Source organism: Seohaeicola zhoushanensis (assembly GCF_014656415.1).
Classification (GTDB): domain Bacteria; phylum Pseudomonadota; class Alphaproteobacteria; order Rhodobacterales; family Rhodobacteraceae; genus Seohaeicola_A; species Seohaeicola_A zhoushanensis.
The window spans coordinates 210825-227754 of record NZ_BNCJ01000001.1; the positions used below are offsets into that span (position 1 = coordinate 210825).

Below are 16930 nucleotides of genomic sequence, written 5' to 3' on the forward strand. Positions count from 1 at the left end.
ACAGCATGGCATATCAAACACGTAGCAGGGATCCCTTTCTGGACAGCACCATGCAGGCCGCCATCGAGAAGCGCGGCAAGGAGCTTGTCGGGATCGCGCTGATCGGTCTTGCCATCGCCGCCGCGGCGATGATCGGCTCCTACACGCCGGACGATCCGAACTGGATGGTCTCGACCGATGCGCCGGTGCAGAACTGGATGGGCCGGATCGGCGCCTCCATGGCCGCGCCGCTGTTCATGATCGTCGGCTGGGGCAGCTGGGGCATCGCCCTGATCCTCGGCGTCTGGGGCATCCGCTTCGCCGCGCATTACGGCGAAGACCGGGCGATGAACCGGCTGATCTTCGCGCCGATCGCCATCGCGCTCGCTTCGGTCTATGCCGCGACGCTGGTGCCGGGCGAGGAATGGCGCGCGACGCACAGCTTCGGCCTCGGCGGTCTGTTCGGCGACACGGTGATGGGCGCGCTGCTGACGCTGCTGCCCTTCGGCTCGCATGTCGGCCTGAAACTCTCCTCGCTGCTGCTGGCCGTCGGGATGCTGGCGCTCGGCGCCTTCGTGATGGGCTTCACCCGCGCCGAGATCAACCGCGGGCTGCGCTTTGCCCTGATCGGACTGATCATGGCCTACGGCGGCCTGCTGACCCTGCTGGGCATGACCGCCCGCGCCTCGGGCGCGGCGCTGCGCGAACAGCGGCTGCGGCTGGCCGAACGGCGCGAGATGGCCGCCGCCCGCCGCGAAGAGGCCGCCGTGCTGCGCTCCGACCCGGTGCTCGAGGATTTCGAACCGATCCGCATCGTCTCGCGCAAGGGCGAGAGCGCGGGCGAGCGCCCGAGCTTCCTGTCGCGGATGCCCGGCCTGATCCGCCGCGCCGAGCCGGTTGCCGAACTGGTCGAACACGAACCCCGCGAATTCGATGCCGAGATGCCCGGCGACGACCGCATCAAGGCCCGCATCGCCGACGTGGTGCGCACCCGCAAGCAGGCCGGCGTCCCGGTCGAGCCCGAACCCGACCTGACCCGCCCGCTGACCAAGGGCCGCGGCCGTGGCCCCGATCCGCTGATCCTGAACCGGACCGGCAACCACGGGCTGCCGCCGGAACCGCCGCTGACCGGTGGCCGCCGCGTGGCCGAGCCGCCGCTGACCCGCGCGCACATGCCGGCGCCGCAGGTGCAACCCGCGATCGAGCGTGAGTACGACGCCGACTACCAAGCAGATTACGAACCCGAGAGCTTCGAGGAAGACGACTACCTGCCGCTCGAGGAACCGGAACGCCCGGCCATGCAGATCCCGGTCGCCGAGCCGAAGAAGGTCGTGCAGAACCCGACCCGCAAGGCCCCGGCGCCGTCGCGCCGCGCCCAGGCCGAGGCGCAGCCGGCGCTGAACTTCGACGCCGATGCCAACGACTTCGAACTGCCGCCGCTCAACCTGCTGATGAACCCGGCGGGCATCACCCGGCATCACCTCTCGGACGAGGCCCTGGCCGAAAACGCCCGGATGCTCGAAAACGTGCTCGACGACTACGGCGTCAAGGGCGAGATCGTCTCGGTGCGCCCCGGCCCCGTCGTCACCATGTATGAACTCGAACCCGCGCCGGGCCTCAAGGCCAGCCGCGTGATCGGCCTCGCCGACGACATCGCCCGCTCGATGATGGCGCTCTCCGCCCGCGTCTCGACCGTTCCGGGCCGCTCGGTCATCGGCATCGAACTGCCCAACGAGAACCGCGAGAAGGTGGTCCTGCGCGAGATCCTCGCCAGCCGCGACTTCGGCGACAGCACCATGAGCCTGCCGCTGGCGCTGGGCAAGAATATCGGCGGCGACCCGGTGGTCGCCAACCTCGCCAAGATGCCCCACCTGCTGATCGCGGGCACCACGGGCTCGGGCAAGTCGGTGGCGATCAACACCATGATCCTGTCGCTGCTCTACAAGCTGACGCCCGAGGAATGCCGCCTCATCATGATCGACCCGAAGATGCTGGAACTCAGCGTCTACGACGGCATTCCGCACCTGCTCTCCCCCGTCGTCACCGACCCCAAGAAGGCGGTTGTCGCCCTGAAATGGGTCGTGGGCGAGATGGAGGACCGCTATCGCAAGATGTCCAAGATGGGCGTCCGCAACATCGAGGGCTACAACGGCCGCGTGAAGGATGCGCTGGCCAAGGGCGAGATGTTCTCGCGCACCGTGCAGACCGGCTTTGACGACGAGACCGGCGAACCCGTATTCGAGACCGAGGAAAGCAAACCCGAGGCGATGCCCTTCATCGTGGTCATCGTCGACGAGATGGCCGACCTGATGATGGTCGCCGGCAAGGAGATCGAGGCCTGCATCCAGCGCCTGGCGCAGATGGCCCGTGCCTCCGGCATCCACCTCATCATGGCGACCCAGCGTCCCTCGGTCGACGTCATCACCGGCACCATCAAGGCGAACTTCCCCACCCGGATCTCCTTCCAGGTGACCTCGAAGATCGACAGCCGTACCATCCTGGGCGAAATGGGCGCCGAACAGCTGCTTGGCATGGGCGACATGCTCTACATGGCGGGCGGCGCCAAGATCACCCGCTGCCACGGTCCCTTCGTCTCGGACGAAGAGGTTGAGGAAGTGGTGAACCACCTCAAGGGCTTCGGCCCGCCGGCCTACGTCAACACCGTGCTCGAAGGCCCGGACGAGGAAAGCGCCAGCGACATCGACCTGGTCCTCGGCCTCGGCGGCAATACCGACGGCGAGGATGCGCTCTACGACATGGCCGTGCAGGTCGTCATCAAGGACCGCAAATGCTCGACCTCCTACATCCAGCGCAAGCTGGCCATCGGCTACAACAAGGCCGCGCGCCTGGTCGAGCAGATGGAGGACGAGGGCATCGTCACCGCCGCCAACCACGTCGGCAAGCGCGAGATCCTGGTGCCCGAGCAGCACTGAGACAGCAACGCCGCCGGGGAACCGGCGGCGGCTTCATGCCGTTGTGATCGGATGCGCCGTGCAGAGCGGCGACAGGCAGACTATATGGACCCCATGATCACACGACGCAGCCTTGCGGGCGGGCTCGCCCTTCTCCCCTTCCTCCCCTCCCATGCCCTGGCAGAGGATAAATTGTCGCTTGATGCGCTCTCGGACTACCTGAACGGGCTGCAGACGGCGCAATCCTCCTTCACCCAGTTCAACGAGGACGGGTCGAAGTCGACCGGGATGCTCTACATCAAGCGCCCCGGCCGGATGCGCTTCGAATACGCCCCGCCGAACTCCGGCGTGGTGATCGCCGGCAGCGGCGCGGTCATCCTGCATGACAAGAAGTCGAACCAGCCACCCGAGACCTATCCGCTCAAACGCACGCCGCTGAACCTGATCCTGGCCCGGCGCGTCAACCTGAAACAGGCGAAGATGGTCAAGTCGCACACGTTCGACGGTGAATTCACAGTTGTGCGCGCGCAGGACCCGAAAGAGCCCGAGATCGGCTTCATCGACCTGATGTTCAGCGCCAACCCGATCGCCCTGAAACGCTGGATCATCACCAACGAACAGGGCACCCGCACCGCCGTGGTGCTCGACGGGCTGCAAACCGGCATGACATTCGCCGACAGCATGTTCGAAACCCAGGTTCCCACACGCGCCGGCAACCGCTGAGGTCCCGTCAGTAGGCCCTGCAGCCCCGCAGCTGGTTCTCGTAAAGCACCGCGCGCGCCTCGACCTCCGAGGCGGTGCGCAGCAGCCAGCTCTTGGAGTTGTGGCTGCCCCGCGCGAAACCATTGTGGCCCTCGTGATAGGCCAGGTACTGGTTGCGGGCGTCAGTCAGCTGGATGCCGTTCTTCTCGCGCGAGCGGTTCATGTACCAGCCGATGAAATCCGCGGCATCGCGGATATCGTCGCGTCGCGCCCCACGCCGCCCGGTGTCCTTGAGGTATTCGTCCCAGGTGCCGTCCAGCGCCTGGCTATAGCCATAGGCGCTGCTCTGCCGCCCCATCGGAATGATGCCCAGCGCATAGCGGAAGGGCGTCCGCGCATCGCTGCGGAAGCGGCTCTCGTGGTAGATCGTCGCCATCTGCACCGCCGCCGGAACGCCCCAGCGCCGCTCGGTCGCCTTGAAGGCGCGCACATAGCGTGAATCCTGCCGGACGATCATGCAGGCGTCGTCCAGCACCGAAGGCGGCGCGGAATAGCCGCCGCCACATGACGCCAGGATCAGCGTCAAGATCATTACGCCGAGGGTTCTGCTCATTTGCCTCTGCCTTTTTTCGGCAATTCTACAGCATCCCGACCCGCTCGCAAACCACATTCGCAACCATAGGCGGAGACCCGAACTGTGCCCCCCCACGTCACAAACTGTTTCTTGCGAATACCGTGCAAATATTGGACAAGGCGCCGCCCAAGGCGTAATTATGGGGGTAAGGGCTAGTACAAATGTTGAAAAAGCGTGCGAAATATAACCTTGGACAGATCGTCCGCCACCGGAAGCATCCCTTCCGGGGGGTTGTATTCGATGTAGACCCCGAGTTCTCCAATACCGACGAATGGTACGAAGCCATTCCCGAGGAAAGCCGCCCCGCCAAGGCGCAGCCCTTCTACCACCTGCTCGCCGAGAACGATCAGACCTATTACGTCGCCTATGTCTCGGAACAGAACCTGATCGCCGACTATTCCGGCGAACCCGTGGATCACCCCGACATCGGCGACATGTTCGGCCCGTTCCAGGACGGCGCCTACCCGCTGCACTTCCACCTGAACTGAAGCCGGCGCTCCGGGATCTGCCCGAAGCGCCCGCTCTTGCGCCTCAGTAGCCCAGCGCGCAACCATCCTTGCGCGGGTCGCTGCCGCCTTCCAGAACCCCGTCCTCGCCGATCCGGATCGCCTGCGCTCCGCCCAGCGGCTTTTCCGGCAGTTCGAGCTTGTGGCCCAGCGCCTCCAGCTCGGCGCGGGTCTTCTCGCTGTAGCCCCGCTCGATCTTCAGCACCCCGCCCTCGGGGAAGGCCCGCGGCGCGTCGATCGCCGCCTGCAGCTCCATCCCGCAATCGACCAGGTTGCTGACCAGCCGGGCGTGGCCCGTGGGCTGATAGGCCCCGCCCATCACCCCGAAAGGCATCAGCACCCGCCCGTTCTCGCGCAGCATCCCCGGAATGATCGTATGCATCGGCCGCTTGCCGCCGTTCATCTCGTTCGGGTGCCCCTCCTCCAGCGTGAAGCCCGCGCCGCGGTTCTGGAACAGGATCCCGAACTTGTCCGAGGCAAAGCCCGACCCGAAGCCGTGGAAGATCGAGTAGATCAGCGAAACCACCATCCGGTCCCTGTCGACCACGGTGATATAGATCGTGTCCCGGTGGATCGCCTCGGTCAGCGGCGCCGCCTGGGCCATCGCCGTCTTCGGGTCGATCAGCGCCGCCAGCTTCGCCGCCGTCTCGGGCGCCAGCATGTGCTGAAGGCGCGCGGTATGATCCGGATCGGCGATGAAACGGTTGCGCGCATCATAGGCCAGCTTCGAGGCCTCGGTCTCGATATGCAGCCGCTCCGCCCCGAACGGATCCATCCCCGCGATATCGAAATGCGCCAGGATGTTCAGCAGCAGGATCGCCGTCGCCCCCTGCCCGTTGGGCGCGTGCTCGACCAGCTCGATCCCGCGATAGGGCCCGCTGACCGGATCGCTCGGCGTACAGGCGGTGGCGGCGAAGTCGTCCATCGCATGGACCCCGCCCAGCGCGTTGAGCGAATCGACCATGTCCTGCGCCACCTCGCCGGCATAGAACCCGTCGCGCCCCTGGAGGGCGATCCGGCGCAGCACCTCGGCCTGGCCGGGCGCACGGAAGATCTGGCCGGTGGTCAGCGGCTTGTCGTCTTTCAGGAAGAACCGCCGCGCGCTGCCCTTCAGGAAGGGCGCATCCAGCGGCCAGTCGAAGGCCACCCGCGACGCCGCCGGTACCCCGGCCTCGGCATAGTGGATCGCCGGCTGCACCAGCGCGTCGATCCCCAGCTTGCCGACGGTCTCCGACAGGTGGCAGAAGGCGTCGATCGCACCCGGCACCGTCACCGCCTCGATCCCGCGCACCGGCACCACGCGCTCGCCCCGCGCCCGCAGCGCCGCGGCGCTGGCCGCGGCCGGCGCCCGGCCCGACCCGTTCAGCGCCTTGATCTCGTTGCTGCCCGGCGGCGTCCAGAGCACGAAGCAATCGCCGCCGATCCCGGTCATCTGCGGCTCGCAGATCCCCAGCACCAGCGCCCCTGCAATCGCCGCATCCATCGCGTTGCCACCGCGTTTCAACACCTCCAGCGCGGTCTGCGCCCCCAGCGGGTGCGAGGTGGCACACATGCCCTCGGTCGCAAAGGTAGAGGAACGGCCGGGGGCCTGGAAGTCGCGCATAACACTGGTCTCCTGTCAGATCGGGCCGAGCCTAGACGGCATCGACACCCGATAAAACCGGATTTTTCAGGTTGATCTGGCGGGAGAGAAATCCTCGGCGCCGCGCACTGGGTGGGGGCTATGACGCGCAGCGCCGAGGGAAGCCATATGCAGCTACAGTTTCATTTGTGTTGAGTCACTGGGGCGGCAGTTGGGAGCAATTGCGGCAGCATTGCGGCAACCCTCTAAAATGCGAGTCAGTCCTCTTTCGGAGCCTCGATTGTGTCGATCCGGGCACAGACCCCCGCGGCAATGCGCACGCCCAGCCGGTTCACCCCGTCGCACCGCTCGTAGGTCACCTCGTCGACCAGGCTGCGGATCAGGTGCCAGCCAAATCCGCCCTCGGGCATCTCGCCGCGCGGCACGGCCAGATCCACCGGCTTCCCCTCCGGCGGCACACCGCCCGGAAACCCCGCGCCACGATCCCAGACCCGCAGCCACAACCCGCCGGGCGCCAGGTCAAAGGCGATCCCGACCTCGCCGCGCGCCGCGCCCGCATAGGCATGTTCGACGATATTGTTGACGATCTCGGCCAGCACGATCTCGGCCGCGCCGAGACAGGCCCCTTGCAGACCCTGTTTCTGCAAGGCTGCCACCACCCGCGCCATCGCCCGCTGCGCCGCCGCCCCCGAGGCGCGGAACCGCACCTCGCCTGTCGGGCGCAGCCCGTCCGGCATGTCAGGCCCGGTCCACCGCCAGGGCGTCCTCGAGCGACGGGTAAAGACAAAAGACGGTATCCATCCGGGTCAGCCGGAACACCTTGTCCACCGTCTCCGTCAACCCCGCCAGGTCCAGCCGACGCGCGCCGCCCATCTGCTTCATCGCGGCGACGATCGCCCCCAGCCCGCTGGAATCGATGAAATCCACGCAGGACAGGTCGAGAATCACCCGTTCCGGGCCCTCGCCTGTCTTCGCCCGCATATCCTCCTTGAACCGGATCGCCAGCGCCGCATCGATGCGCGGCGCCTTAACCGTCACCACATTCGCGCCATCCGTCAGGGTGCTGGTCAGGATCATCCTCGCGTCCTCGTCGCCATTCTGCGCATGCACGCTAGACGGCATTCGTTACCATTCGGTATTCAGGGGACAGGACAAGGGAGATTGCCATGAAAGAGGTTGTCATCGCAGGCGCCGCGCGAACCCCGATGGGCGGGTTCCAGGGCGTGTTCGACGGGATCAGCGCCGCGCATCTGGGTGGCGTCGCCATCCGCGCCGCGCTCAGGGACGCCGGCGCGGCCACCGTGGACGAGGTGCTGATGGGCTGCGTGCTGCCCGCCGGCCAGGGCCAGGCCCCGGCCCGCCAGGCGCTCTTCGACGCCGGCCTCGGCGAAGAGGTGCCCGCCACCACGCTCAACAAGATGTGCGGTTCGGGGATGAAGGCGGCGATGATCGGCTTCGACCAGATCGCGCTCGGCCATGCCGACGTGATGGTCGCCGGCGGCATGGAAAGCATGTCGAACGCCCCCTACCTGCTGCCCAAGATGCGCGGCGGCGCCCGGATCGGCCATCAACAGGTGATCGACCACATGTTCCTCGACGGGCTCGAGGACGCCTACGACAAGGGCCGCCTGATGGGCACCTTCGCCGAGGACTGCGCCGAGGCCTTCCAGTTCACCCGCGAAGCCCAGGACCAATATGCCCTCGCCTCGCTCTCCAACGCGCTCGACGCCGAACGCTCCGGCGCCTTCAAGGCCGAAATCGCCCCCGTCACCCTGCACGGCCGCTCGGGAGAGGCAGTGATCACCACCGACGAACAGCCCGGCAAGGCCCGCCCCGAGAAGATCCCGCTGCTGAAACCCGCCTTCCGAAAGGATGGCACCGTGACGGCGGCCAATTCCTCCTCGATCTCCGACGGTGCCGCCGCCCTGGTGCTCGCCAGCGCCGAAGCCGCCGAGGCGCGCGGCCTGACGGTGCGCGCCCGCATCCTTGGCCACGCCAGCCACGCCCAGGCGCCCGCACTCTTCCCCACCGCCCCGGTGCCGGCCGCGCGCAAGCTGCTAGACCGGCTGGGCTGGGATGTCGACGACGTCGATCTCTGGGAGGTGAACGAGGCCTTCGCCGTCGTCCCCATGGCCTTCATGCGTGAACTCGGGGTGCACCGCGACCAGGTCAACGTCAACGGCGGCGCCTGCGCGCTCGGCCACCCGATCGGCGCATCGGGCGCGCGCATCATGGTCACGCTGCTGAACGCGCTGGAAACCCGCGGCCTCAAGCGCGGCATCGCCGCCATCTGCATCGGCGGCGGCGAAGGCACTGCCATCGCCATCGAGCGGCTTTAGGCTTCTTCTCTTTCCAAATACCTCTCGGGGGGTGAATGGGCCGCAAGGCCCAGAGGGGGGCAGACAGCCCCCCAGCCCCGCCCGCCGCCGGCGCATCCCTCAGTTGAACGAGATGCCGCCGTCCACCACCACCGTCTGCCCGGTGGTCGATGTGCTCTGCACCAGCGCCAGCACCTGCGCGGCCACGTCCTCGGGCGCGGTGGTGCGCGCCAGGATCGCCTTGTCGCGCCAACTCTCGATATAGGCCTGCGAGGCCGCGCCGGTCAGCCCCGTGCCCTCGATCAGCCCGGGCGCGACGCAGTTCACCAGCACCTCGGGCGCCAGCGTGGTCGCCAGGTAGCGCGTCAGCGGCACCGCCCCCGCCTTGGCCATGGCAAAGGACAGCCCCGCATCCCGCGGCGAAAACCCGATGGTAGAGCCTATGTTGACGATCCGCCCCCGCCCCGAGGCCCGCAGCCATGGCGCCGCTGCGCGGGCGGCAAGGAAAGGACCCCGCATGTTGATCGCCATCAGCAGGTCGTAAAGCTCCGGCGTCAGCGCCGCGATATCGCCATGGGCCACCTCGCGCGGCCGATCCTCGCCCGGCAGGGTCGGACGGCCCCGCCCGGCGTTGTTCACCAGGATGTCGAGCCCGCCCCAGGCCCCGGCCACCGCGCCCACCGCCGCCTCGATCGCGGCGGCATCGGTGATGTCCATGCGCACCGCCATGACCCGCCGCCCCAGCGCCTCGACCTCGGCGCAAAGCTTCTCCGCCTCGCCGCTGCGCGACAGGTAGGTCACCGCCACATCCGCCCCCGCCCGCGCCAGCGCCAGGCTGATATGTCGCCCCAACCCGCCGCCGCCGCCCGTGACCAATGCCCGCGCTCCGGTGATATCCATGCCGCTCTCCCTCGGTCCACGCGGTCAGGTCTTCCGCATGGGGCGGGCGAGGTCAAGCCGACGGGCTCAGTTCGCCTCCACCAGCCGCTCCGGGTGGCGCCCATCCGTGCACCAGAGATCGGCCTTCGGTTCCCAGATCGTGGTCTGCAGCTGGGCATGGATGGCGATGCGGTCGGCATGGGTCTCGATGATCGCCGGATCGAGCATGTTGAGGAAGAGGGCGAGCATTTCCGTGGTCAGGCACATGGCGGGGCTCCTATGTTGCGTCAGGCCAAGCGTCCTCCGGCACTTCGGTCGCAGGGCCAGCATACCACAAGACGCCATCCCCGCGCTGCCCTCATGCTGCATTGCAGCATCATTGCGTCAAACCGCTCGGCACCTGCCCGGTTTCAAGGCAAGCGGTGAATTTCGCGTCACCACGTCGCACGGCCCCCCAAACGACCTCGCACCCGTTGTGAAATTTCGCTTTGAAATTTCACCGACTCGGCGCAGAATGAAATTATCACCAGAATTTTCACGAGCGCCCCCATGTTCCACCCCGCCACCGCAACCGGATCGCTCGGCGCCGACCTGCGCGCCCTGCGCAAGGCGCGCGGCATCACGCTGGCCGAGCTGGCGGCGGACCTCGGGCGTTCGGTCGGCTGGCTCTCCCAGGTCGAACGCGACCTCTCGCAGCCCTCGATCACCGACCTGCGCCGGATCGCGGCGCGCCTCGGCATCCCGGTCTCGATGCTCTTCGGCCAGGCTCCCGCCCCGGCCAAGGAAGCCGGTCACATCGTCCGCCAGGGCGCGCGCCGCCCGATCGGTTCGGGCGCGGCGGGCCTGGTCGAGGAACTGCTCTCCCCCGACCTGACCGACGATTTCGAGATGGTCCACTCCACCTTCGAACCGCACAGCCGCATCGGCGAAGTGGTGACCCGCCCGACGCAGGAGGTCGGCTACCTGGTCTCCGGCAGGCTCGACCTGGTGATCTCCGGCACCCGCTTCACCATCCACCCCGGCGACAGTTTCCGCATCCGGGGCGAGCCCTTCGAATGGATCAACCCCTATGACGAACCGGCCGTGGCGATCTGGGTGATCGCCCCGCCGGTCTACTGAGGAGGACGGCATGTACAAAGGAAGCTGCAACTGCGGCGGCGTCACCTTCACCGTGGCGGGCGACCTCGCGCCGCCCTCGGCCTGCCACTGCGGCCAGTGCCGCAAGCAGTCGGGCCACTTCTGGGTCTCCGCCGGCGCCGAGGACGAGGTGCTGAGCGTGACCGACTCCGGAACCCTGCGCTGGTATGCCGCCAGCGACATCGCCAAACGTGGCTTCTGCGGCACCTGCGGCGCCTTCCTGTTCTGGAAGAACCCCGACGAGTCCCACACCTCCGTCGCGCTCGGCGCGCTCGAGAAACCCACCGGCCTTGCCATCTCGCGCCACATCTTCACCGCCGACAAGGGCGACTACTACGACCTGAACGACGATCTGCCGAAGCGGGCGCAATAATGGCGCTCCCGACCCAGGCCCGCGTGGTCATCATCGGCGGCGGCGCGGTGGGCGTCTCCGCGCTCTACCACCTCGCCAGGGCAGGCTGGACCGACTGCCTGCTGCTCGAGAAGAACGAGCTCACCGCCGGCTCGACCTGGCACGCCGCCGGCAACGTGCCCACCTTCTCGACCTCCTGGTCGATCATGAACATGCAGCGCTACTCGACCGAGCTCTACCGAGGTCTCGGCGCGGCGGTCGACTACCCGATGAACTACCACGTCACCGGCTCGATCCGGCTGGCCCACAGCCGCGAGCGGATGATGGAATTCGCCCGCGCCCAGGGCATGGGCCGCTACCAGGGCATGGATATCGGCATTCTCGGCCTGGACGAGATCAAGGCCAGATATCCCTTCATAGAGCCACATGACCTGCAGGGCGCGCTCTACGATCCCTCCGACGGTGACATCGACCCGGCGCAGCTGACCCAGGCGCTGGCCAAGGGCGCGCGCGAGATGGGCGCCCGGATCGAACGCTTCTGCCCCGCCACCGGCGTGCGGCGCGAGAACGGCGAATGGGTGGTCGAGACCACCAGGGGCGAGATCCATTGCGAGATCGTGGTGAACGCCGCCGGCTACTACGCCCAGCGCGTGGCCGAATGGTTCCGCCCCTACGGCGGGCGCCGGTTGCCGATGATGGTGATGAGCCACCAATACCTGCTCTTCGAGGAGGTGCCCGAGGTGCGGGACTGGTCGCAGGCCGCAGGCCACAAGCTGCCGCTGCTGCGCGACGTCGATACCTCCTACTACCTGCGGCAGGAGAAACACGGCTTCAACCTCGGCCCCTACGAACGCAACTGCCGCGCCCATTGGGCAACGCCCGACGACCCCATGCCCGAGGATTTCTCCTTCCAGCTCTACCCCGACGATCTCGACCGGCTCGAGCCCTATATCGAGGACGCCCTCGCCCGAGTCCCCCTGCTGGGCTCCGTTGGCGTCAGCAAGGTCATCAACGGCCCGATCCCCTACGCACCCGACGGACTGCCGCTGATCGGCCCGATGCCCGGCGTGCCCAACGCCTTCGAGGCCTGCGTGTTCACCTTCGGCATCGCCCAGGCCGGCGGCGCGGGCAAGGTGCTCGCCGAATGGGTCACCGAGGGCCAGACCGAATGGGACATGTGGTCCTGCGATCCGCGCCGTTTCACCGCCTACGCCGACCACGACTATTGCGTCGCCAAGGGGATGGAGACCTACGGCCACGAATACGCCATGCACTTCCCCTGGCACAGCTGGCCCGCCGGCCGCGGCAAGCGCCGCTCGCCGCTGCATTCCCGCCTGCAGGCCGCCGGCGCGGTCTTCGGCGCCTACAACGGCTGGGAACGCGCCAACTGGTTCGCGCGCCCCGGCGACGACCTCTCCGAGGAGGCAACCCAGACCTGGAACCGCGCCGGCCCCTGGGAACCACGCATCCGCGCGGAATGCGAGGCGGTGCGCGACCATTGCGGCATCCTGCCGATCTCCGGCTTCACCCGGCTCAAGGTCAACGGCCCCGGCGCACGCGACTGGGTCGACAGCCTGACCTGCTCGCGCCTCCCGGCGCAGGGCCGGATCGGCCTCCTCTACTTCCCCGACAGCCGCGGCCGGATCCTGACCGAGATGTCCTGCATGGTCCACGGCCCCGAGGACGTCGGCCTGATCACCGCCGGTGTCGCGCAATGGCACGACGGCGAGTTGCTCAGCCGCAACGCGCCCGAAGGCATCACCGTCACCGACCACTCCGCCGAGGTCGAATGCCTGCTGGTGACCGGCCCCAAATCGCGCGAGATCCTCGCGCCTCTCACCGACGCCGATCTCTCGCTGCCCTGGCTCTCGGTGCAATACGACACCCATGTCGCCGGCCGTCCCTGCGCGCTGGTGCGGGTCTCCTTTGCCGGCGAACTCGGCTGGGAACTGCACTGCGGCCTCGACGACGCCCCGGCGATCTGGGACGCGGTCACAGCCGCCGGCGCGCGCCCCTTCGGCATGTGGGCGCTCAACAGTCTGCGCATCGAAAAGAGCTACCGCGCCTGGAAGGGCGACCTCTCCACCGATTATTCCCTGCTCGAAGGCGGGCTGGAACGGTTCATCCGCTGGGACAAGCCCTTCCCCGGAAAAGCGGCTCTGTTGCAGGAGAAACAGGCCGGTTCCCGCAAGCGCTTCGTCACCCTCAAGGTCGAGGCCGGCGCCGCCGACGCGCCCTACATGTCCACCCTCTGGCACGAGGGCCAGATCGTCGGCGAAACCACCTCCGGCGCCTGGGGCTACCGCACCAATGCCTCGCTGGCCCTCGCAATGCTGCGCGCCGACCTCGCGACGCCAGGCACCCGCATCGAGGTCGAGATCTTCGGCGAAAGACACCAGGCCGAGGTGATGCCCGACGCCCCGCTCTGGGACCCTTCCAACGAAAGGCTCAGGGCATGAGCGATATCACCCTTCTCGACGGCTCCATCGGCCAGGAACTGGTGCGCCGTGCCGACGTGATGAACCAGCGGCTCTGGTCGACGCGGGTACTGATCGACCACCCCGAGATGGTGGGCGCGCTGCACCGCGAATACTTCGCCGCAGGTGCGACCATAGCCACCACCAATTCCTACGCGCTGCACCGCTCGCGGCTGGCGCCCCTGGGAATGGAGGCCGAACTCCCCGGCCTCCTGCAAAGCGCCCTGCACCAGGCCGAAACCGCCCGCGCCGCGCACCCGCAGGGCCGCCTCGCCGCCTCGCTCGGGCCGCTGCTCGCCTCCTACCGCCCCGATCTCGACCCCGACCCCGAAATCGCCGCCCCCCGCTTCCGCGAGGTCGCCGCGGTGATGGCGCCCCGCGTCGACATCCTGCTGATCGAAACCGCCTCCTCCCTGCGCGAGGCGGAAGGCGCGCTGAAGGGCACGACCGGCCTCGGCAAGCCGGTCTGGATCGGCTTCACCGTGACCGACGAGGACGGCACCCGCCTGCGCTCGGGCGAACCGCTGGCCGAGATCGCCCCGCTCCTGCGCGACTTCGCCCCCGAGGCGGTGCTCATCAACTGCTCCCCTCCCGAGGTGATCCCGGCCGCCCTCGACATCCTCGCCCCCCTGGGCCTGCCCTTCGGCGCCTATGCCAACGGTTTCACCCGGATCAGCGAGGGCTTCCTGACCGACGCCCCCACCGTCGCCGCGCTCGAGGCCCGTACCGACCTCTCGCCCGAGGCCTACGCGGCCCAGGCGATGGGCTGGCTCGACCACGGCGCCACCATCCTCGGCGGCTGCTGCGAGGTCGGCCCGGCCCATATCGCCGAACTCGCCCGCCGGCTCCGGGCCGCCGGCCACACCATCGCCTGACACCATGCTTCTCTTCTTCCCAAATACCTCCGGGGGTGAATTGGCCGCAGGCCAAGAGGGGGCAGCGCCCCCTCCCCGGTCGGATCGCGCAGGCGATCCGAAACCCGAAAGGATCACACCATGACTGCCCTCCCGGACAAGGCCCGCGTCGTCATCGTCGGCGGCGGCGTGGTCGGCTGCTCCGTTGCCTACCACCTGACGAAACTCGGCTGGAAGGACGTAGTGCTGCTCGAACGCAAGCAACTCACCTCGGGCACCACCTGGCATGCCGCCGGGCTGATCGCCCAGCTGCGTGCCACCGCGAACATGACGCGGCTCGCGAAATACAGCCAGGAACTCTACGGCGGGCTCGAGGCCGAGACCGGCCTGGCCACCGGATTCCGCCGCGTAGGCTCTATTACCGCCGCGCTCACCCAGGAACGCCGCGAGGAGATCTTCCGCTCGGCGGCGATGGCGCGGGCCTTCGGAGTCGAGGTCGAGGAGATCACGCCCGACGAGATCGGCGCCCGCTATCCGCACCTTAACCTCGACGGCGTTGTCGCCGGCGTCTACCTCGCCAGGGACGGCCAGGGCGATCCCGGCAACATCGCCCTGGCGCTGGCCAAGGGCGCGCGCCAGCGCGGCGCGGTGATCGCCGAGCAGACCGCCGTGACCGGCTTCAGCCGCGCTGGACAGCGCGTTACCGGGGTCGATTACGCCGGGCCAGAGGGGCCGGGCCATATCGCCTGCGACATGGTGGTCAACTGCGCCGGCCTCTGGGGCCGCGAGGTGGGGCGCATGGCCGGCGTCAACGTGCCGCTCCAGGCCTGCGAGCACTTCTACATCGTCTCCGAACCGATCGCCGGGCTCGAACAGCTCCCCGTGCTGCGGGTGCCCGACGAATGCGCCTATTACAAGGTCGACGCCGGCAAGCTGATGCTCGGCGCCTTCGAGCCGAAGGCCAAGCCATGGGGCCCGCCGCGCCCCGATTTCGAGTTCGACCAGCTGCCCGACGATTTCGACCATTTCGAATCGATCCTCGAAATGGCGGTGAACCGGGTGCCAATCCTCGGCGCGGCCGGGATCCATACCTTCTTCAACGGCCCCGAGAGCTTCACCCCAGACAATGCCTATCACCTCGGCCTCGCGCCGGGCATGGACAACGTCTGGGTCGCGGCCGGCTTCAACTCGATCGGCATCCAGTCGGCCGGCGGCGCCGGCATGGCGCTGGCGCAATGGATGCAGGACGGCGAGAAGCCCTTCGACCTCGGCGATGTCGACATCGCCCGCGCGCATCCCTTCCAGGGCAACCAGCGCTACCTCAGGGCGCGGGTGTCCGAGACGCTGGGCCTGCTCTACGCCGACCACTTCCCGTATCGCCAGAAGGCCAGCGCGCGCGGCGTGCGCCGCACCCCCTTCCACGCGCATTTGGCCGAACAGGGCGCGGTCTTCGGCGAACTGGCGGGCTGGGAGCGGGCGAATTGGTTCGCGCAACCGGGGCAGGCGGCGGAATACGCGTATTCCTGGCAGCGGCAGGCCTTCTTCCCCAATGTCGCCGCCGAACTCGCGGCGGTGCGAACCGGCGTCGGCATGTATGACATGTCCTCCTTCGGCAAGCTGCGCGTCGAGGGGCCGGATGCCGAGAGCTTCCTGAACCACCTCTGCGGAGCGGACATGGCGGTGCCCGTCGGCAAGATCGTCTACACCCAGTTCCTGAACCCCAAGGGCGGGATCGAGGCCGACGTGACGGTGACCCGGCTGTCCGAAACCGCCTACCTGGTGGTGACCCCGGCGGCGACGCGCCTCGCCGACGAGACCTGGCTGCGCCGCCACCTCGGCGAATCCCGCGTCGTCATCACCGACGTGACGGCGGGCGAGGGCGTGCTGGCGGTGATGGGTCCGCGGGCGCGCGATCTGATGGCGCTTGTCTCGCCCGGTGATTTCTCCAACGCGGCCAACCCCTTCGGCACCATGCAGGAGATCGAGCTCGGCATGGGCCTCGCGCGGGCGCACCGGGTCTCCTACGTCGGCGAGCTCGGCTGGGAGCTCTACCTCTCCGCCGACATGGCCGGCCATGCCTTCGAGACGCTCTGGGAGGCCGGGCAGGACCTGGGGCTCAAGCTCTGCGGGATGCACATGATGGACAGCGCCCGGATCGAGAAGGCCTTCCGCCACTTCGGCCATGACATCACCTGCGAGGACCACGTGCTCGAAGCCGGGCTCGGTTTTGCGGTGAAGACCGCCAAGCCTGCCTTCATCGGCCGCGATGCGGTGCTGCGCAAGAAGGAGGCGGGGCTGGAGCGGCGGATGCTGCAGTTCCGCCTGACCGACCCCGAGCCGCTGCTCTACCACAACGAACCGCTGCTGCGCGACGGGCAGATCGTCGGGCACCTCTCCTCGGGGGCCTATGGCCATCACCTCGGCGCGGCCATCGGCATGGGCTACGCGCCCTGCCGCGGCGAGACGGTCGCCGACCTGCTGGCCTCGCGCTGGGAGGTCGACGTGGCGGGGGTGCGGGTGCCCGCGGTGGCCTCGGCCCGGCCGATGTACGACCCCGACGGCGACAGGGTGCGGATGTAGCGCGGGCGGAGAGGGCGC

Annotated in this window: 15 protein-coding genes; 9 read left to right on the forward strand and 6 right to left on the reverse strand. The window is 68.2% G+C overall.

Annotation, left to right across the window (positions count from 1 at the left end; translation table 11 throughout):
• The first annotated feature begins 5 nt into the window (after positions 1-5).
• Together IE266_RS01050 and IE266_RS01055 are read left to right on the forward strand one after the other, a co-directional pair.
• The gene (locus IE266_RS01050; RefSeq protein ID WP_189678175.1) at positions 6-2912 is read left to right on the forward strand and encodes a DNA translocase FtsK; all 2907 of its coding nucleotides are present in this window, start codon (positions 6-8) and stop codon (positions 2910-2912) included.
• 171 nt (positions 2913-3083) lie between these two features.
• Positions 3084-3614, forward strand: coding sequence for a LolA family protein (locus IE266_RS01055; protein WP_308434556.1), 531 nt, complete (start codon positions 3084-3086; stop codon positions 3612-3614).
• A gap of 7 nt (positions 3615-3621) precedes the next feature.
• Here the strand turns inward: IE266_RS01055 and IE266_RS01060 are convergent, their stop codons facing one another.
• Positions 3622-4206 carry a transglycosylase SLT domain-containing protein gene (locus IE266_RS01060; RefSeq protein ID WP_189678176.1) on the reverse strand — a complete coding sequence of 195 codons (585 nt, stop codon included), beginning with the start codon at positions 4204-4206 and terminating at the stop codon, positions 3622-3624.
• 182 nt (positions 4207-4388) lie between these two features.
• Between IE266_RS01060 and hspQ the strand changes: the two genes are divergently transcribed.
• Positions 4389-4715 carry a heat shock protein HspQ gene (gene hspQ, locus IE266_RS01065; protein ID WP_189678177.1) on the forward strand — a complete coding sequence of 109 codons (327 nt, stop codon included), beginning with the start codon at positions 4389-4391 and terminating at the stop codon, positions 4713-4715.
• A 43-nt stretch (positions 4716-4758) separates the two neighbouring features.
• Here hspQ and IE266_RS01070 read toward each other — a convergent pair whose 3' ends face one another.
• The 3 genes from IE266_RS01070 to IE266_RS01080 form a co-directional block, all read right to left on the reverse strand.
• On the reverse strand, positions 4759-6336 hold the full coding sequence (locus tag IE266_RS01070) for a gamma-glutamyltransferase family protein (RefSeq protein ID WP_189678178.1): 1578 nt from the start codon (positions 6334-6336) through the stop codon (positions 4759-4761).
• Positions 6337-6572: 236 nt separating this feature from the next.
• Complete coding sequence (locus IE266_RS01075; protein ID WP_229863853.1) at positions 6573-7052, reverse strand: ATP-binding protein; 480 nt, start codon at positions 7050-7052, stop codon at positions 6573-6575.
• A gap of 1 nt (position 7053) precedes the next feature.
• Positions 7054-7392 (reverse strand): STAS domain-containing protein, encoded by a 339-nt coding sequence (locus tag IE266_RS01080; protein WP_189678179.1) that lies wholly within the window; start codon positions 7390-7392, stop codon positions 7054-7056.
• A gap of 89 nt (positions 7393-7481) precedes the next feature.
• Here IE266_RS01080 and IE266_RS01085 point away from each other — a divergent pair, with 89 nt between their 5' ends.
• Positions 7482-8654 carry a thiolase family protein gene (locus IE266_RS01085; protein ID WP_189678180.1) on the forward strand — a complete coding sequence of 391 codons (1173 nt, stop codon included), beginning with the start codon at positions 7482-7484 and terminating at the stop codon, positions 8652-8654.
• A 99-nt stretch (positions 8655-8753) separates the two neighbouring features.
• On the opposite strand, the gene IE266_RS01090 is transcribed toward IE266_RS01085, so the two are convergent.
• The gene (locus IE266_RS01090; RefSeq protein WP_189678181.1) at positions 8754-9533 is read right to left on the reverse strand and encodes an SDR family NAD(P)-dependent oxidoreductase; all 780 of its coding nucleotides are present in this window, start codon (positions 9531-9533) and stop codon (positions 8754-8756) included.
• A gap of 66 nt (positions 9534-9599) precedes the next feature.
• Positions 9600-9779 (reverse strand): hypothetical protein, encoded by a 180-nt coding sequence (locus tag IE266_RS01095; protein ID WP_189678182.1) that lies wholly within the window; start codon positions 9777-9779, stop codon positions 9600-9602.
• A 282-nt stretch (positions 9780-10061) separates the two neighbouring features.
• On the opposite strand from IE266_RS01095, the gene IE266_RS01100 reads away from it, so the two are divergent.
• The 5 genes from IE266_RS01100 to IE266_RS01120 all read left to right on the forward strand — a co-directional run bounded on the left by IE266_RS01100 (position 10062) and on the right by IE266_RS01120 (position 16912).
• Positions 10062-10631: a helix-turn-helix domain-containing protein gene (locus IE266_RS01100; protein WP_189678183.1), complete on the forward strand. Its 570-nt coding sequence runs from the start codon at positions 10062-10064 to the stop codon at positions 10629-10631.
• Positions 10632-10641: 10 nt separating this feature from the next.
• On the forward strand, positions 10642-11022 hold the full coding sequence (locus tag IE266_RS01105; protein WP_189678184.1) for a GFA family protein: 381 nt from the start codon (positions 10642-10644) through the stop codon (positions 11020-11022).
• On the forward strand, positions 11022-13460 hold the full coding sequence (locus IE266_RS01110) for a GcvT family protein (protein WP_189678185.1): 2439 nt from the start codon (positions 11022-11024) through the stop codon (positions 13458-13460). Before IE266_RS01105 ends, IE266_RS01110 begins: the two co-directional genes overlap by 1 nt.
• Positions 13457-14353, forward strand: coding sequence for a homocysteine S-methyltransferase family protein (locus IE266_RS01115; RefSeq protein WP_189678186.1), 897 nt, complete (start codon positions 13457-13459; stop codon positions 14351-14353). The genes IE266_RS01110 and IE266_RS01115 overlap by 4 nt, the downstream gene beginning before the upstream one ends.
• A 120-nt stretch (positions 14354-14473) precedes the next feature.
• Positions 14474-16912 carry a GcvT family protein gene (locus IE266_RS01120; RefSeq protein ID WP_189678187.1) on the forward strand — a complete coding sequence of 813 codons (2439 nt, stop codon included), beginning with the start codon at positions 14474-14476 and terminating at the stop codon, positions 16910-16912.
• Positions 16913-16930: the final 18 nt, after the last annotated feature.

What these genes read in the sequence shown, in the direction of transcription:
- IE266_RS01050 (WP_189678175.1), top strand. Translation starts at nt 6, where the DNA reads ATGGCATATCAAACACGTAGCAGGGATCCCTTTCTGGACAGCACCATG.
- IE266_RS01060 (WP_189678176.1), bottom strand. Translation starts at nt 4,206, where the DNA reads ATGAGCAGAACCCTCGGCGTAATGATCTTGACGCTGATCCTGGCGTCA.
- hspQ (WP_189678177.1), top strand. Translation starts at nt 4,389, where the DNA reads ATGTTGAAAAAGCGTGCGAAATATAACCTTGGACAGATCGTCCGCCAC.
- IE266_RS01070 (WP_189678178.1), bottom strand. Translation starts at nt 6,336, where the DNA reads ATGCGCGACTTCCAGGCCCCCGGCCGTTCCTCTACCTTTGCGACCGAG.
- IE266_RS01075 (WP_229863853.1), bottom strand. Translation starts at nt 7,052, where the DNA reads ATGCCGGACGGGCTGCGCCCGACAGGCGAGGTGCGGTTCCGCGCCTCG.
- IE266_RS01080 (WP_189678179.1), bottom strand. Translation starts at nt 7,392, where the DNA reads ATGATCCTGACCAGCACCCTGACGGATGGCGCGAATGTGGTGACGGTT.
- IE266_RS01085 (WP_189678180.1), top strand. Translation starts at nt 7,482, where the DNA reads ATGAAAGAGGTTGTCATCGCAGGCGCCGCGCGAACCCCGATGGGCGGG.
- IE266_RS01090 (WP_189678181.1), bottom strand. Translation starts at nt 9,533, where the DNA reads ATGGATATCACCGGAGCGCGGGCATTGGTCACGGGCGGCGGCGGCGGG.
- IE266_RS01095 (WP_189678182.1), bottom strand. Translation starts at nt 9,779, where the DNA reads ATGTGCCTGACCACGGAAATGCTCGCCCTCTTCCTCAACATGCTCGAT.
- IE266_RS01100 (WP_189678183.1), top strand. Translation starts at nt 10,062, where the DNA reads ATGTTCCACCCCGCCACCGCAACCGGATCGCTCGGCGCCGACCTGCGC.
- IE266_RS01105 (WP_189678184.1), top strand. Translation starts at nt 10,642, where the DNA reads ATGTACAAAGGAAGCTGCAACTGCGGCGGCGTCACCTTCACCGTGGCG.
- IE266_RS01110 (WP_189678185.1), top strand. Translation starts at nt 11,022, where the DNA reads ATGGCGCTCCCGACCCAGGCCCGCGTGGTCATCATCGGCGGCGGCGCG.
- IE266_RS01115 (WP_189678186.1), top strand. Translation starts at nt 13,457, where the DNA reads ATGAGCGATATCACCCTTCTCGACGGCTCCATCGGCCAGGAACTGGTG.
- IE266_RS01120 (WP_189678187.1), top strand. Translation starts at nt 14,474, where the DNA reads ATGACTGCCCTCCCGGACAAGGCCCGCGTCGTCATCGTCGGCGGCGGC.